This is a genomic window from Lysobacter sp. DMC104, assembly GCF_056313665.1.
Map to the genome: position 1 here is coordinate 154,430 of NZ_JBQUZW010000012.1, position 15,808 is coordinate 170,237.

Annotated in this window: 14 protein-coding genes; 4 read left to right on the plus strand and 10 right to left on the minus strand. The window is 71.0% G+C overall.

Annotated elements, in window-relative coordinates:
• Window positions 1–3: 3 nt before the first annotated feature.
• The 4 genes from ACT53R_RS15795 to ACT53R_RS15810 are packed head-to-tail and all read right to left on the minus strand — an operon-like array spanning window position 4 to window position 6,824.
• Window positions 4–2,496, minus strand: a complete 2,493-nt coding sequence (locus ACT53R_RS15795) for a cation-translocating P-type ATPase (RefSeq protein WP_476172862.1) — start codon at window positions 2,494–2,496, stop codon at window positions 4–6.
• The gene (locus ACT53R_RS15800) at window positions 2,493–3,746 is read right to left on the minus strand and encodes an efflux RND transporter periplasmic adaptor subunit (RefSeq protein ID WP_476172863.1); all 1,254 of its coding nucleotides are present in this window, start codon (window positions 3,744–3,746) and stop codon (window positions 2,493–2,495) included. The genes ACT53R_RS15795 and ACT53R_RS15800 overlap by 4 nt, the downstream gene beginning before the upstream one ends.
• Before the next feature lie 11 nt (window positions 3,747–3,757).
• A complete protein-coding gene (locus ACT53R_RS15805) occupies window positions 3,758–6,124 on the minus strand; it encodes an ABC transporter permease (protein ID WP_476172864.1) in 2,367 nt (788 codons plus the stop codon).
• Between the two features lie 4 nt (window positions 6,125–6,128).
• Window positions 6,129–6,824 (minus strand): ABC transporter ATP-binding protein, encoded by a 696-nt coding sequence (locus ACT53R_RS15810; RefSeq protein WP_476172865.1) that lies wholly within the window; start codon window positions 6,822–6,824, stop codon window positions 6,129–6,131.
• Between the two features lie 101 nt (window positions 6,825–6,925).
• Here ACT53R_RS15810 and ACT53R_RS15815 point away from each other — a divergent pair, with 101 nt between their 5' ends.
• Entirely contained in the window at window positions 6,926–7,129 is a 204-nt protein-coding gene (locus ACT53R_RS15815) for a hypothetical protein (RefSeq protein ID WP_476172866.1), read from the plus strand.
• Here the strand turns inward: ACT53R_RS15815 and ACT53R_RS15820 are convergent.
• From ACT53R_RS15820 to ACT53R_RS15830, 3 genes are all read right to left on the minus strand, one after another.
• Entirely contained in the window at window positions 7,122–7,736 is a 615-nt protein-coding gene (locus ACT53R_RS15820) for a hypothetical protein (RefSeq protein WP_476172867.1), read from the minus strand. The two genes, ACT53R_RS15815 and ACT53R_RS15820, sit on opposite strands and share 8 nt — an antisense overlap.
• Window positions 7,737–8,009: 273 nt before the next feature.
• The gene (locus ACT53R_RS15825; RefSeq protein WP_476172868.1) at window positions 8,010–8,291 is read right to left on the minus strand and encodes a hypothetical protein; all 282 of its coding nucleotides are present in this window, start codon (window positions 8,289–8,291) and stop codon (window positions 8,010–8,012) included.
• 54 nt (window positions 8,292–8,345) lie between these two features.
• Window positions 8,346–8,975, minus strand: coding sequence for a nucleotide-binding protein (locus ACT53R_RS15830; protein WP_476172869.1), 630 nt, complete (start codon window positions 8,973–8,975; stop codon window positions 8,346–8,348).
• Window positions 8,976–9,153: 178 nt separating this feature from the next.
• On the opposite strand from ACT53R_RS15830, the gene ACT53R_RS15835 reads away from it, so the two are divergent.
• A complete protein-coding gene (locus tag ACT53R_RS15835) occupies window positions 9,154–10,638 on the plus strand; it encodes an AAA family ATPase (RefSeq protein WP_476172870.1) in 1,485 nt (494 codons plus the stop codon).
• Window positions 10,639–10,648: 10 nt separating this feature from the next.
• Complete coding sequence (locus ACT53R_RS15840; RefSeq protein ID WP_476172871.1) at window positions 10,649–11,326, plus strand: DUF2314 domain-containing protein; 678 nt, start codon at window positions 10,649–10,651, stop codon at window positions 11,324–11,326.
• A 241-nt stretch (window positions 11,327–11,567) separates the two neighbouring features.
• On the opposite strand, the gene ACT53R_RS15845 is transcribed toward ACT53R_RS15840, so the two are convergent.
• Together ACT53R_RS15845 and ACT53R_RS15850 are read right to left on the minus strand one after the other, a co-directional pair.
• A complete protein-coding gene (locus ACT53R_RS15845; protein ID WP_476172872.1) occupies window positions 11,568–12,521 on the minus strand; it encodes a hypothetical protein in 954 nt (317 codons plus the stop codon).
• 209 nt (window positions 12,522–12,730) lie between these two features.
• The gene (locus ACT53R_RS15850) at window positions 12,731–13,525 is read right to left on the minus strand and encodes an oxygen-binding di-iron domain-containing protein (RefSeq protein ID WP_476172873.1); all 795 of its coding nucleotides are present in this window, start codon (window positions 13,523–13,525) and stop codon (window positions 12,731–12,733) included.
• Window positions 13,526–13,726: 201 nt separating this feature from the next.
• Between ACT53R_RS15850 and ACT53R_RS15855 the strand changes: the two genes are divergently transcribed.
• On the plus strand, window positions 13,727–15,085 hold the full coding sequence (locus ACT53R_RS15855) for a DUF389 domain-containing protein (RefSeq protein WP_476172874.1): 1,359 nt from the start codon (window positions 13,727–13,729) through the stop codon (window positions 15,083–15,085).
• A 21-nt stretch (window positions 15,086–15,106) separates the two neighbouring features.
• Here ACT53R_RS15855 and ACT53R_RS15860 read toward each other — a convergent pair whose 3' ends face one another.
• Window positions 15,107–15,805 carry a 2OG-Fe(II) oxygenase family protein gene (locus tag ACT53R_RS15860; protein ID WP_476172875.1) on the minus strand — a complete coding sequence of 233 codons (699 nt, stop codon included), beginning with the start codon at window positions 15,803–15,805 and terminating at the stop codon, window positions 15,107–15,109.
• Window positions 15,806–15,808: the final 3 nt, after the last annotated feature.

The following is a 15,808-nucleotide window of genomic DNA, read 5'->3' on the forward strand; positions in this document are numbered from 1 at the left end:
GCGTCAGCTGTCCGCGTGACGTGTGCCGGGGGCGACGCGCCGGATCGCGGCCTCGACGCCGACCAGCACGATCCACGGCAGCAGCACCGCCGCGGCCAGCCACGCGGGCGACGGTGGCACGAACCGGAACCAGGCCGCCGGCCCCGGCAGCAGGATCGCGACGACGAGCAAGGCGAGCGTGAGGCCCGCCACCCAGGCGAACGCCGGGTTGGGGCGCCGCAGCCGCTCGCGCCACGGGCGACGCCCGCGATGCACGACGATGAGACCGAGGTTCGTCGCCACCAGCGCGGCGAAGGTCAGCGCGCCCTGCATCGCCACCGGCAGTTCCGCATGCCCCGCCGCCGCGTGCACCGCGATCACCGCGAGAAACGCGAGCAGGCCGCGGGCGAGGCTGCCGAACAGCATGCCGGCATCGATCAGGCGCGCCGCCACGGCCCGCGGCGGGCGGCGCATGACGTCGGCGTCGGCTGGTTCCCGCTCGAACACGAAGGCGCAGGCCGGGTCGACGATCATCTCCAGGAACACCACGTGCAGCGGCAGCAGGATCAGCGGCACGTCCAGCGCCAGCGGCAGCAGGGCCAGGCCCGTGATCGGCACATGCACCGCGATGATGTAGCGCACGGCGCGACGCAGGTTGTCGTGGAGGCTGCGGCCCATGCGCACCGCGGCCACGATCGAGGCGAAGTCGTCGTCGAGCAGCACGATCGATGCGGCTTCGCGGGCGACATCGGTGCCACGCCCGCCCATCGCCACGCCGACGTGCGCGGCGGCCAGCGCGGGGGCGTCGTTCACGCCGTCGCCGGTCATCGCGACCACCGCGCCGTCGGCCTTCAGCGCCTGCACCAGGCGCAGCTTGTCGTCGGGACGGACCCGCGCGAACACGTCGACATCGCGCGCGACGACGGCGAAGTCGGCGTCCGGCAGCGCCGCGATCTCCGACCCGAGCGCGACCCGTGCGTGCGCCGCGAGGCCCGCCTGCGCCGCGATGTGGCAGGCCGTCCGCGGATGGTCGCCGGTGAGCATCACCACGCGGATGCCCGCCGCGCGCGCCTCGGCCACGGCCGCCGGCACCGCGGCGCGCAGCGGGTCGGCGAAGGCGACGAGCCCGTGCCAGCGGAAGGCGAACGCCCGGGGATCGTCCGGCAGCGGCATCGTGCCGGGCCATGCCGCGTCGGCCACTGCCAGCACGCGCAGGCCGCGCGCGGCCATCGCCTCGGCCTGCGCGAGCGCTTCCGCGTGCGCGCCCGCATCGAGCGCGCACAGCGCGGCCACGGTCTCGGGCGCGCCCTTGCAGGCGACGAGCAGGGGAGCGCCCGCTTCACCCGGCCAGATCGCGACATAGGCCGCCAGCGTCGGCGACAAGGGATAGTGGCGCAGGCAATCGTCGTCCGTGCGCGCATCGCCATCGGCGAGCAGCGCGCGGTCCATCGGATCGTGGCTGGCGGCGGCGCTGGCCCGTCGCGCCATGTGCAGCAGCGCCGCCCGCCCCTGCGGATCGTCGTCGTCGGGCCACGTCTCGACCAGCGCCATGCGGTTTTCGGTGAGCGTGCCGGTCTTGTCGGTGCACAGCACGGTGACCGCACCCAGCGCCTCGATCGCCGGCGGCCGGCGCACCAGCACCTTGCGCTGCGCCATGTGCCAGCCGCCCAGCGCCAGGAACACGCTGAGCACCACCGGGAACTCCTCGGGGATGTTCGACATCGCCAGGGTCACGCCGGCCAGCAGCGCCTGCACCCAGTCGCCGCGCAGCAGGCCGTACGACACCACCATCAGCACGCAGGTGACCAGCGCGATCGATGCGAACAGCACGATGACGCGGCGCATGTCCCGTTCCAGCGGCGTGCGTTCGGCATGCAGCGTGCGCAGGCTGGCACCGATGCGTCCGAGGGCGGTGCGCTCGCCGGTGGCGACGACCTCCGCGATCGCATCGCCGCGCACCACCCAGGTGCCGGCGCGCACGATCGCCGCGTCCTCTCCGTCTCCCTCTCCGTCGCCGCGCTCGCGTTCGCCGTTCGTCGCGGCCCGCCGCACCGGCAGCGATTCGCCGGTGAGCAGCGACTCGTCCAGCGACAGCACCGCATCGCCGCACAAGCGCGCATCGGCAGGCACCCGGTCGCCTTCGGCCAGCAGGATCGCGTCGCCGACGACCAGCACCTGCGCCGCCACTTCGCAGGGCGTGCCGTCGCGCAACACGCGTGCGCGCGGGCTGCCGAGCGCGCGCAGGGCCTGCAACGCATGCTCCGCACGCACCGACTGGTACAGGGTCAGGCCGATGACCACCAGCACCGAAGCGCCGAGCACCGCCGCCTCGCCGGTGTCGCCGAGGAACAGGTAGAGCCCCGCCGCCGCCAGCAACAGGAGCAGCATGGGTTCACGCAACACCTCCGCCAGCAATCGCGGCCAGCGGCGACGCTCCGGTTCCGGCAAGGTGTTGGGGCCGTCCCGTCGCAGCCGGGCCTCGGCTTCGGCGCGGGTCAGGCCATGCGGCGGCATCATCCGCGCCCCCCGGCGATCGTGCGCGGGGCGACGCGCACGCCATCGGCGACGGCGTCGCCGGGATAGACGATCACGCGCTCGCCGGCGCGCAGCCCGGACACGATCCACGCTTCGCGGCCGTTGCGGCCGCCGACCTGCACCTCGCGGAAACGGGCACGACCGTCCTGCACCACGAACACCGCCATCGGCATGGCGCCGTCCGGGTCGCCGGCGGCATCGTCGGCCGCCGCGCCGTCACCCGGCCGCGGGAACACCGCGCTCACCGGCACGCGCAGCACGCGGTCGCGCGACAGCGCGATGATCCGCACCTCCACCCGGTAGCCGTCGCCCAGCGCGCGCCAGGTCTCCGGCGGATCGACGAGGTCGATCAGCACGTTGACGCGCTGCTCCTCGACGCCGAGCGCGGAGACCTTGGTGAACCCCGACGGTTCGACCCGACGCACGCGTCCGTGCAAGGGCGTCGCGCCGCCCCAGCGTTCGATGCGCACCGGCGTGCCCGGCGGCGTGCGCAGCGCATCGGTGGTCAGCAGTTCGGCGACGATCTCCATCCGTCCGAGATCGCCGATCTCCACCAGCGGCGCCCCCAGCGGCACGGTATCGGCGCTGGTCTGCACGACGCGCAGCACCTGGCCCGCAACCGGCGCCCGCACCGCGAACGCGCCGTCGTCGTCGTCGCGCACGGCGGACAACGCCGCCCGCGCCTGCTCCAGGTCGTGGCCGGCGACGTGGCGATCCTGCTCGGCGGCGGCGAGTTCCTGCTCGGCGGCGCGCAAGGCGAGGCGGTCGGCTTCCAGTCGCCCGGCAGCGATCAGCTTGTCGCGGGCGAGTCGCCCTTCGCGGGCGAGCGTGTCGCGCGCCTGCGCGACCGCGGTGCGGGTCTGCGCGATCCGCGCCTGCGCGCGCGCGACCGCCGCGTCGGCGGCCTCCACCCGTGCAGACAACTGCGCCTTGCTGCGCGCATCCAGCATCGGCGAGAGCGTCGGCGTGAGGATGGCGATGGTCGCGCCGTGGGCGATCGCGTCGCCTTCGCGCAGGGTGATCCGCGACAGGCGCCCGGCCAATGGCGCGGAGATCACGTAGCGGTCGCGCACGCGGGTACGGGCCTCCTCGTCCACGGTGCGCTCGAACGGCCCGCTGTCCACCACCGCCGTTTCCACCGCCAGCGGGCGCGGCATGAACGCCCATCCCAGCAGCGCCAGGGCGGTGGCAGCGACGATGCCGATCAGGATCCAGCGGCGGGTTCTGCGCATCGACGTCTCCTTCATTCCCGGGTCTTGAGCACCGCGACCATGTCCAGCGTGTCCACCCGCCGGCGCACCACCAGCGCACTTCCCAGACCGGCCCCCAGCACCGCCAGCGCGGCAAAGGCGTAGGTGCGCGGCTGGATCGCCACCGGGAAGTGGAACTGGTCACTGCGCATCAGTTCCACCACCAGATGGACCAGGCCGTTGCCGGCCAGCATGCCCAGCGGCAGGGCCAGCGCGATCACGATCGCCAGTTCCCCCAGCAACAGGGTCGACACCTCCGCGCGGCTGAAGCCCAGCACGCGCAGGCTGGCCAGCTCCCAGCCGCGCTCGGCCAGCGCGATCCGGGCGTTGTTGTAGACCACGCCGACCGCGATCACCGCCGCAAAGGTGGTCAGCAGCGTGCTCATGATCCGGATGTTCCGTGCGGTGATCTCCTGCATGTTGCGCCAGAGCGTGGCCTTGCTGAAGGCGCCGGCGATGCGCGGCGCCGCCGTGGCGGCCGCCAGGAAGCGGCCTTCGCCGCCGCGTTCGACGGCCACCGAGAACTGCGTGGCGAGGTCGTCTTCGCCCAGCAGCCGGTTGAGCGCGCGACGCTCCATGAACGCGTTCAGGCCCATCATGTCGCGCACAGTCGCCACCACCGGCACCTCGCGGACCACGGTGCCGCCTTCCAGCGTCTCCATCCGCACTGCGTCGCCCACCCGCAGGCCCAGCCGCTCGGCGAGGCGATCGGTCATCAGCAGGCCGTCTTCCGGCGGCAGCGCCTCGCGCTTGTCGATGTCGACGATGCGCCGCAGCGCGGGACGCGCCGCGTAACCCTGCAGCAGGATGCGTTCGCTGCGGTGGCCGTGGACCAGACGCACGGCCACGTCCCGCCCGGGCTCGACCGCGATCGCGCCGGGCAGGCGCGACAGGGCGCGCCCGGTGTCCTCGCGCACCGGATCGGTCATCCACACGATCACGTCGGCGCGCATTTCCAGATTGAAGCGGCTGTCGACCACCGCCTCGATCGCGTCGCGGAAGAAGTTGCCCATCACCACGATCGCCACCGCCGCCGCCACGCCCAGCACCGACAGCGCGCTGCGCAGCGGCCGGCGCTCGAGATTGCGCAGGATCATCCGCAGCATCGTCGGCAGGCGGGCCGCCCCCAGTCGCTCGGCCAGGGTCGGACGGTAACGGCCCGGCGCCGGCGGCCGCATCGCCTCGGCCGGCGCCAGGCGCATCGTCGCGTACAGCGGATTGAGCGTGCCGAGTACCGCGGTGACGAACACGATCGCCGCGCCGGTGAGCACCAGCGAAGGCGCGAGCCGGTGCGGCAGCGCCGGAAAATGGAAGAACTCGGCGTACAGCCCGACGAACAGCGTGCCCAGCCACTTGCCCGCCGGCACGCCCAGCAGCAGTCCCGTCGCCACGATCGCCAGCACCAGGCGCAGGTAATAGCCGCCGATGCTGCGGTTGGGGTAACCCAGCGCCTTCAGGGCCGCGATCTGCTCGCGCTGGGTCGCGACCAGCCGCGACACCACCACGTTGAGCAGGAACGCCGCCACCGCCAGGAAGATGGACGGCAGGACCGTGCCCAGCACCTGCTGCTCGCGGATCTCGTTGTCGAGCATCGCGTGCGAGGTCTGGTCCTCGCGACCGTGCGCCTCGCGGCCGCCCCAGGGCGCGATCGCGCGCTCCACCTCGGCGATCACCGCCGTCTCCGCGGCGCCCGGCGCACGCTTGATCGCGATCCGGTTGAACGCGCCGCGCATGTCGTACGCCGCCGCCAGCGCCTCGCCGTCGACCCAGAACACGCCGAAACCACGCAGGTCGGGCATGCCGCCGAGCCCGGCGAACACGTATTCGGGCGACAACGCGATACCGACGATGCGCAGCGTGCGATGGCGCCCGTTGACCAGCGCCGACACCTCCGCGCCCGGCGCCAGCCCGCGGGCCTGGGCGAAACCTTCGGACACCAGCGCTTCGATGGCCCCGTCCTGGCGGACGCCGGCGGTCGGCCAGCGGCCGGCGCGCAGCGACACCCGGTTCATGCGCGGCGGATGCGCAGGATCGAACCCGATCAGGTGGCCGAGGATGGGGTCGGCCGAACCCGGCACCGCGATGCGCACGGTGAATTCGATCGTGGTCTGCACGTCGGTCACGCCCGGCAGCGCGCGGAGCCGCGCGCCCAGCGCGTCCGGCGCGCGCACCACGCCGGCGAACACGTCCGCGAAGCGATCGGTGGCGTAATAGGTCTCGCGCGCCCGTGCCAGCGAATCGACCGCGCTCAGGGTGGTCACGAAACCGGCGATGCCGCTGGCCACCACCAGCGCGATGGTCAACGCCTGGCTCCACAGCAGCCTCAGGTCCCTCAGCAGCTTCCGGTCGAGGGCGCGCATGCCGTCACCACGCCAGCTCGTCGGAACCGATCCGGTGCGCGTTGCGCACGATCTCGCGGATCCTGCCGTCGGCGAGGTGGATCACCCGGTCGGCCATGCCGCCGATCGACGCGTTGTGGGTGATCACCACCACGGTGGTGCCCAGCTCGCGGTTGATGCGCTCGATCGTCTCCAGCACGCGCTTGCCGGTCTGGTAGTCCAGCGCACCGGTCGGCTCGTCGCAAAGCAGCACGTCGGGACGCTTGACGATGGCGCGCGCGATCGCTACCCGCTGCTGTTCGCCGCCGGACAGCTGCGCAGGGAAATGATCGCGGCGCGGCGCGAGGCCGACGCGCTCGACCGCCTCGTCCGCCGGCATCGGGTCGGTGGCGATGTCGGCGACCAGCTGCACGTTCTCGCGCACGGTCAGGCTCGGGATCAGGTTGTAGAACTGGAACACGAAGCCGACATGGTCGCGGCGGAAGCGGGTGAGCGCGGCCTCGTCGGCACCGTCGAGGCGGTGGTCGCAATACGACACCTCGCCGGCGGTGGGCGTGTCCAGTCCGCCGAGGATGTTCAGCAGGGTCGACTTGCCGCTGCCGGAGGGTCCCAGCAGCACGATGAATTCGCCGCGCGCGATGTCGAGGTCCACGTCGCGCAACGCCGGCACTTCCACCTCGCCCATGCGATAGACCTTGCCGAGCCCGCGGGCGCGGAACACGGGCGCCCCCCCGGTCGTCCGCGACGGATCCGGACAAGGCTGTCGTCGCGTCGGCGGGCGCGGCCATGCCGGATGATAGGCGCCTGTTGCTGGGATATGGCTTGACGGTCGTCAAGATCGCGGCGTGCCGGCGCGGCAACCTGCCGTTCCCGGCGAAGACCAGCGCTCGGTGGAGCGGCCTTGAGGCCGCTGCTTTTGCCTTCAGTGGCATTGGGAACAGTGGCTTGGTCCTCAACAGCCGACAGGCTGGTCAGGCCGCTCTACCGATCATGCGGCATCCGTTTTGCAATGCGCCGTTCAATTGATGCGGACACTCTCGAACCGTGCCTCCAACGCCGCGATCTGGTCGCGATCCAGCCGCACGCCATCCAGCCACACGCGCTTCAGCGCCGGCATCGCCAGCAGCAGCGGCAGCAATGCAGTACCGTCCATCGGAGCGTCGTCGTAGCCGCCCAGCGAAATGTATTCGAGGGCAGGCAGTTCGCACAGCATCGCGCAGTCCGCTTCCGACACCGGCGTCGCCCACAGATCGAGGCCACGCAGTCGTGGCATGCGCGCCAAATGCGCCACACCCGTGCCGGTGAGGCGCGTCTTGCCGAGTTCGAGCCGCTCCAGCGTGGTCGACCGGGACACCGCCAAGGCCATGGCATCGTCGAAATCGGTGCCTTCGAGATCGAGATTCCGCAGACGCGGCATCGCGAGCAGCGCCTCCAGCGCACGCAGCGTCAGTCCGGCACCCTGCGCGCCCAAGGTCTCGATCGACGGAGACGCAGCGATCCCGCGCAGGTCACGAGCATGCAACCAGCCGTTGATCCGCAGGCTGCGCAGCGCGGCCACGTCGGCGAAACCCGACACGGCCCCGGGACCGCACAGTTGCATCACGTCGAGCGTTTCCAGCCCGGGAATGCACACGAGTTGTCGGACCGCGGACCGCGTCGTTTCGCACCGAAGCCAGAGCCATCGCGTCGGCGGCAGCGCGTGCAGGCGTTTCGCGCGCCTGGCGTCGAGCAGACGACCATGGCCGAGCGTGAGGCATTCGATCGGACCGCCTGAGGCAAGCGTGCGGATCGCATCCGGCCGCAGTTGTGGGTCGAGCGTGACTTCGGCCCGCGAATGCGGTGTCGGTTGCGCGATGGGCGTCATCCGTGGGCTTTCACGCGCACCATCGTCCGCTGCGAAGCTGCGTCATGGCGAGAACGGCGCGTCCAGATCGACCTTGCAGTACGGGCAGAACGCCATGGGCTTCGCCCACAGCCAGTGTCCGGAGAGCGCATCGATTCCAAGATGGCCGATGTTGCCGTTGCAACGCGGGCAGCGGATCCGGGCGAACGAGACATACGACGCGATCACACCGATCGCCAGCAATGCCCAGCCCGCGTACGTCCACACCGGACGCGCCGCGGCTTCGGCCAACAGGATCAGGATCACGCCACCGCACAGCCCCAGATAGCCGGTGATCCAGAACAAATACTTCCGGCGCCGGAGACGCCGACGGATCGTGACCATTCCCGTCATGCGGCCTTACCCCTTCTTCACCCACTTCAGCAGCGGCGCCCAGTCGTCCTGGTGGTCGCGGACGTTCTGCGAGTGGTAGTCGAACAGGCTGCGGCCGAGGCCGACCAGCACGACGTAGGCCTGGCTGTCGCGCAGCTGCGCCACGACCGGGTAGGGCCACTGTTCGAGCAGCGCCACCGCCTGTTGCGAGGCGTTGGTCCACGGGCGCAGGCGGTTGCCGACGAGGCCCACGCGGATCTGGCCGCGGCGCACGCGCGGGTGCTTGGCGATGCCGTTGAGGAAGCCGACGGTGGCGTCGATGTCGAGCGTGGACGGCAGCACCGGCACGACGAGGCCATCGGCGGTTTCCAGGACGTCCTCCAGACTGTCGGCGGTGGCGCCGGCGGGGGCGTCGACGATGATGCGCTGGGCGTCGTCGGGCACGTGCTTCGCCCAGTTGCGGCGGGTGCCGTCGACCGGCAGCACCGCGCTCTCCAGCTCGGCGCGGCGCTCGGCCCAGCGGGTCGAGGAATGCTGCGGGTCGGCATCCACCAGCACCGTGCGCTGGCCGGCCAGCGCGGCGTGCGCGGCCAGGTGGGTGGCGATGGTGGTCTTGCCCACCCCGCCCTTCGAACTGGCGACCAGAACCGTTTTCATCGGCACCTCCGCAGTGAAGTGCCCGCAGCTTAGCACCGGAATCCGCCCTCCCGGGCAAGCCCGGACGACGCGGCCCTTGACGGATCAGGCACTTGGACGCGTGCCGCCCGCGGACGCCGCCGCTTTGCTATCGTTTCGCGGCTTCCGGGAGGCCTTTCCCTCCATCGTCCAGGACTCCATGAGCGGCTTGCAGGACCTCGTGGCGCTGATTCGCGCCGACACCCCCCTCATCGTCATCGAGACCCCCGACGAACCGCGGGTGGTGGAACTGTTCCGGCAGTCGCTGATGCACGTCTGGCGCGCGCTGTTCCGCTGGTCGATCACCGAAGGCCTGCGCCGCATCGACATGGACCGCGAGGACGAGGCGCAGAGCGCACCCGACGCCGGCGCCACGTTGCAGGCGATCTATCGCGCCGAGCAGCGCGGCGTCTACCTGCTGCTCGATTTCGCCCCCTACCTGCGCTACGCCGGCACCCTGCGCCAGGTCCGCGACATCCTGCAGCGGCGCAACTGCCTGCCGCACGTGGTGGTGCTGGTCGGCCAGAAGATCGAGCTGCCCGAGGACCTCGAGGCCTACGCGGTGCGCTACCGCCCGCACCTGCCGACCAGCGACGCGCTGCTGCGGATGGTGAAGGAGGAGGCCGTCGCCTACGCCCGCGAGCACGGCGGCAAGCGGGTGGAGGTCGACGCCGAGGCGGTGAAGCAGATCGTGCGCAACCTGCGCGGGCTGTCCGAGACCGACGCGCGCCGCATCGCCCGCCACCTGATCTTCCGCGACGGCGTGCTCAACGCCGACGACCTGCCGGAACTGGCGAAGCTGAAGTTCGAGCTGGTCAACCGCAGCGGCCACCTGCATTACGCCTTCGACCCGGTGAAGCTGGACCAGGTGATCGGCGCGCGGCGCCTCAAGCGCTGGATCGAACTGCGTCGCGCCGCGTTCGTCGACGGCAACGTGCCGCCCGGGCTGGACCCGCCGCGCGGCGTGCTGCTGCTGGGCGTGCAGGGCTGCGGCAAGTCGATGCTGGCCAAGGCCATCGCCGCCGGTTTCAGCGTGCCGCTGCTGCGGCTGGATTTCGGCGCGCTGTACAACAAGTACCACGGCGAGACCGAGAAGAACCTGCGCGACGCGCTGGCCTCGGCCGAACAGCTGGCACCGTGCGTGCTGTGGATCGACGAGATCGAGAAGGGCCTCGCCAGTTCCGGCGGCGAGGACGGCGGCGTCTCGCGCCGCGTGCTGGGCACGTTCCTGACCTGGATGTCGGAACGCCGGCAGCAGGTGTTCCTCGTCGCCACCGCCAACCAGGTGCAGGACCTGCCGGCCGAACTGCTGCGCAAGGGCCGCTTCGACGAGATCTTCTTCGTCGACCTGCCCACGCCCGAAGCCCGCGCCGAACTGTTCGCCGTGCACCTGCACCGCCGCGGCGCCAATCCCGACAAGTTCGACCTGGCCGCACTGGCCGGCGCATCCGATGGCTTCTCCGGCGCCGAGATCGAGCAGGCCGTGGTCGCCGCGCTGTACACCGCGCATGCCGCCAACCACCCGCTCAACGACTTCCACCTGCGCGCCGAACTGAAGAACACCCGTCCGCTGTCGGTGCTGATGGCCGAACAGGTCACCGCCCTGCGCGAATGGGCGGCGGCGCGGACGGTGTCGGCGGATTGAGGCGGATGGCATGAACGACGAAACACTCGTACCGCTATTCATGCCCGCGCTGTGCACGTTGCTGATCCACGCCGAGGATCGGAAAGGCAGACCGCTCGACGAGGCGGAAGCACTCGCGATCCGCGATCAGGCGGCGGTGATCATGGTGTCGCCGGACGCCATCGCCGCCATGGCGGAGAAGCGCGGGTACGCCGACCTCGACCCGGAAAACTGCTGGTACGACTGGCAGATGCTGAGGCGCGAACTGGGCCGGAAACCTGACCTCGATCCCGGCGCCCGCTTCACGTTCGTCGGCGATGACGACAGCGCGTTCCGGGAGACGATCGAACAGGCGCAACGGACGCTGGATACCTTCCGGACGCTGCTGTCGCAACCCGGCACGGCCCACGCCACGCCGCTGGTGAAGACGCTGGTGCAGGACCCGGGTTACCGGGCCTACCTGTGGCTGATCGTGATCGCACACGACGACGACGGTTTCATCGGCGAAATCTTCGAGTTGCCCGGCGATTTCACCGAATACGCGCTTCAGGACCGGGTGAGAGTGGCGAATGCCGACGTGATGGACTGGATGATCAACGACAACGGCACGCTGCATGGCGGTTTCTCGCTGCGACTCGCCCGTTCACGTCTCCCGCATGCCGAGCAACCCGGTTTCGATCGCCATATCGGCGTGCAGACCTACGCCTGACCCTGGTCCGGAGCGACTCGTCTCTCCGCTGCAGCACGACTTCGCCCACCGAGTTGGAACAAGGGCCCGCAATCAGCGCCGGCCGACATCGGATTCGATCGCCCCCCGTCATCCTCGCGCAAGCAAGGACCCGGACATCAGCGGCGGTCCGGCATGGGTCCTCGCTTGCGCGAGGATGACGGCAAGAACGCAACGCGGAACGGTGGATCCCCGGGGAAAGTGACGGCCCGGGCGAGACGCCTCAGGGCACCGCGGTTTCCCAGTCGGCCGGCGGCACGGGGTCGGCGCCGACGGCGCGCAGGGCGCGGTCGATCAGCGTGATCTCGTCGGCCGCGGGATCGGCGCGCAGCGCGTCGCGGTACGCGGCGTCGTAGCGGGCGTCGCCGTGGGCGCCGAGCTGGCGCTGGCGCCAGAACAGCGGCCGCCAGCCCGCATGGGCGGCAGCGCGACCGGCGTCATCGACGGCGTTCAGGCGCAGCAGCAGGTTGCCGATCATGCGGCCGATCAGCACGTCGGAAGCGTCCTGCATCGTGGCGCCAAGCGCACGGCATGGTGTGCGGCGATCCACGGTGTCGTGCGGCGTGCAGGCTTCGAGCAGGCCGCGGTACGACGGCAATTCGACCGCGGTGCCCAGTTCCTGGCCGTAGGCCTCCAGCGGCTTGTCGCGCAGCGCGGGGATGGCGTCGCGCCACTCGGGTGTCGGCGGATGCCGGCGCACGGCGTCCATCGCCAGCGCCTGCACGGCGTTCCAGTACACGCGGTTGTGCGGGCGCGCCGGCAGCGCGGCGAACACCACGTCCAGCCCCTCGCCCTCGCGCAGCGCCAGCAGCAGCGGCGCGAGGTTGTCGCGATCGGCCTTCGCCCATGCGACCTGGGCGTTGCGGTCCGCCGGCCGGGGCATCGCCATCTGGCCCCACGCGGACGCCAGCAGCGACCACGCCACGCCGTCGCGGCCGGCCTTCGCATACGCCTTGCGGTACCAGCGTTCGAGCACCGGGTCGGGTGGCACGGCCTTGCCGTCGGCGATCCCCGCCAGGACTTCGGGCGTGAGCAGCGCACCGCGGCGGACGAACAGCGCGAAGGCGAGATCGCGGACGCCGCCGTCTTCGGCCAGACGGTCGGCCAGCCACAGCGCGTAGGCGCGCTGTGCCGCATCGGCGCGGCGCTCGGCGTCGCGACACGTCTGGCGCAGCATCAGCGGTACATCGGAACAGGGTTCGGCCGGACGGGGGATGGGCGGCGCGGCCGGGTCCCCGGCGCGCGCCTGGGGCACACCCGCGCCCGCAAGCCATGCGCCTGCCAGCAGGCAGGCGAACACACCGCATTTCCGACTCCACCGCATGCCGTGCCCTCGCGCCGAGATCCGGCGCGCAGCCTACCGCACCGGCATGGCGGATTCGCGTCTCAGGCGGGGACCGCAAGCGACTCGGGCAAGCGGAACAGGCCTTCGTCCAGCAGGTCGATGCCGCAGCGCAGGTCGTACAGCCAGTCGAGGAACGCCGGGATGCTGCGACCGTCCAGCGGCAGGCCGTGCTGCGGCACGATCATCGCCGGATCCAGCGCGCGCACCATGTCGACCCACATCCGCGCGACGCGGCGCGAGCCCATGTAGCGGCGGTGGATCGCTTCCATCAGGTGCACGTGGTCGTCGAAATCCGGCACCGGGGCGTAGGTTGCGCCGGAACGGACCAGCGAACTGCCGACGTCGCCGGAGAAGAGGATCCGGCTGATCGGGTCGTAGAAGCTGAAGTTGCCGACCGAATGCAGGAAATGCGCGGGCAACGCGTGCAGTGCCGTGCAGCCCAGCGGGATCTCGCCGCCTTCGTCGGGCAGCAGCGCGAAGCGGTCCCCGCCCAGCTTGCCGGCCTGCAGGTGCGAGATGCTGTGCGGCACGAACCGGCCCCACAGGCGCGAGCAGGCGATCTGCGCCGGCGTGTTCGCCAACCACAGGTCGGCGGCGCCGATGATGTCGGGGTCCTGGTGCGAGGCGAGGATCCAGCGGACCTGCGATGCCTGCACGTGGCTGCTGACCCCCAGCCACAGCGGCGTGTAGAGCAGGTCGCCACCCGGGTCGATGAGCGCGGCCTCGCCATGGTCGATCACGAGGAACTGGTTGGCCTGGACGCCTTCTCCACCGGCGACGAGGTCGCTGAAGGCGATGCAGCGGTGGGTATCGTTCTGGAACAGGGTGGTCGACATGCGTGCCTCGCGGGATATCGGGGCTCCTGCCCCGGCGTGACGATAGCCGGACGCGGTTTGCGGGCCTTGATCGGGATCAACAATCCCGGACCGCGCCCGCTCCAGGCCCGTGCGGGCGGCGCCGGTACCCGCCTGCCTCGCCGACGACGGCGATTGCCGGCACCATGGCGGCCTGCCGCCACGCACCGCCCGGAGCTCCCGATGACGCAGCCCACGCCTGACGTACCGACCCGGTCCTTCGGCCAACGCTTCAGTCTGCTGGCCGACAAGGCGGGCGACGAGGTGATCGAACGCCGCATCCGCGACGGCGTGGACCTGCACGGCGCCACGCCGTGGATCCTGATGGCGGCGATCTTCATCGCGTCGATCGGCCTGAACGTGAATTCCACCGCGGTGATCATCGGCGCGATGCTGATCTCGCCGCTGATGGGGCCGATCATGGGCGTGGGCCTGGGCGCGGCGGTGTACGACTTCGCGCTGATCCGCAAATCGCTGTGGAACCTCGCGATCGCCTCGGCGATCAGCCTCGCCGTGTCCACGCTGTACTTCGCGATCACGCCGCTGGCCGAAGCCCAGTCCGAACTGCTGGCGCGCACCTCGCCGACGCTGTGGGACGTGCTGATCGCGCTGTTCGGCGGATTCGCCGGCGTCATCGGCATCACCCGCGAGGAAAAATCCAACGTCATCCCCGGCGTCGCCATCGCCACCGCGCTGATGCCGCCGCTGTGCACCGCCGGCTACGGCATCGCCACCGGGCAATGGGCGTACTTCGGTGGCGCGCTGTACCTGTACTCGATCAATTGCGTATTCATCGCGCTGTCGACGCTGCTCGGTCTGCGCCTGGTGCGGGTGCCACCGCATGCGTTCGTCGACAAGCGCACCGAACACCGCATCCGCGCGTCGGTGCTGCTGCTGGCGCTGGCGACCTCGCTGCCCAGCGCGTGGCTGGCCTATCGGCTGGTGCAGCAGGAAGTGTTCAAGTCGCGCGCGCTGGCGTTCGTGCGCGAGGAATTCCGCTTCGACAGCGCGCATGTCGCCGACACCCGGGTGGATCCGAAGACCGGCATTGTCGAGGTGTCGCTGATCGGCCTGCCGCTGGATGCGCCGGTGCTGAAGGCGATCGAACAGAGGTTGCCGGCGAGCGGCCTGGATCGTGCGCGGCTGGTGGTGCACCAGGCGGGCCGCAACGAACGCGTCGACGTGGGCGCGCTCAAGTCCAGCCTGCTCAGCGACCTCTACAAGGACAGCCAGGACGCGCTGCAGAAGAAGGATGCCGAACTCGCCGCGCTGCGTGAGACGATCGCCGCCCGCGACGCACTGCTCGACCAGTCCGCCGACATCGCCGCGGAGCTCCGGGCGCAATTGCCCGATGCCGTGACGGTGACGCTGAGCCAGGGCTACCGGCTCGGCGAAGGCAACGGCAAAACGCCCGTGGTGCAGCTGACCGTGCGCACGACCCACGCCGTGGACGATGCCGAGCGCGACCGCATCGTCGGTTGGTTCCGGGCCCGGACGAAATCCGCGACCGCCGAAGTCGCATTCGAAACCCCGGCGCCCTGACCGGCCGGGCACCGACGGGCGTCAGCTCGCCAGCCACCAGCCGGTGATCGCGTGCCGCGGCACCGCGGCCCACGGCGTCACGAACGTGACCTGGTGCCGCTGCGGCACCCGGAACAGGCTCAGCGAATTCCAGCGCGGCAGGAACGTCTCCTGCACGTGTCCGTCGCGTTCGAGGAACTGCAGCTGCCCGCCCCAGTCGGGCCGCCAGCCGGGGCTGAGGTTGATGACGAACGCGTAGCGGCGCTGCTCGGAGGCCTCTTCGTCGTCGTGCGGCATCAGGTACTGGCCCGGGCGGTAGCGCGTGGCCTGCGCGACGACGTGGCGGATCGCGGGATCGCCGCCGAGATGGCGGGCGAAGTCGAGGAAGTCGGGCGTGTTGAGGAAGCGCAGCACGCCGTGCACCAGCAACTCCGGGTCCCAGCCCTCGCGCGCGGCCTTCAGCAGCATGTAGCTGTCGTAGGCGAACTGGTAGCTGTTCGCCGCGGCGGCGTAACCGGCCTCGATCAGCCGATCGTAGTCCGCGCCCTGCGGATACGCGCCGCGCGGCGTGGTGCGCGAGGTACCACCGCTGCGTTCGGCCAGTTGCCACGGCACGCGCTCGGACAACTCGCGCGCCAATGCCTCGGCGGCGGCGGGCTGGAGGAAATCGGGAATCTGCACGCGGCCGTGCATCGCGAGTGCGCGACGCCAGCGGTCGATGTCGAGGTCGTTGCTGATCATGTG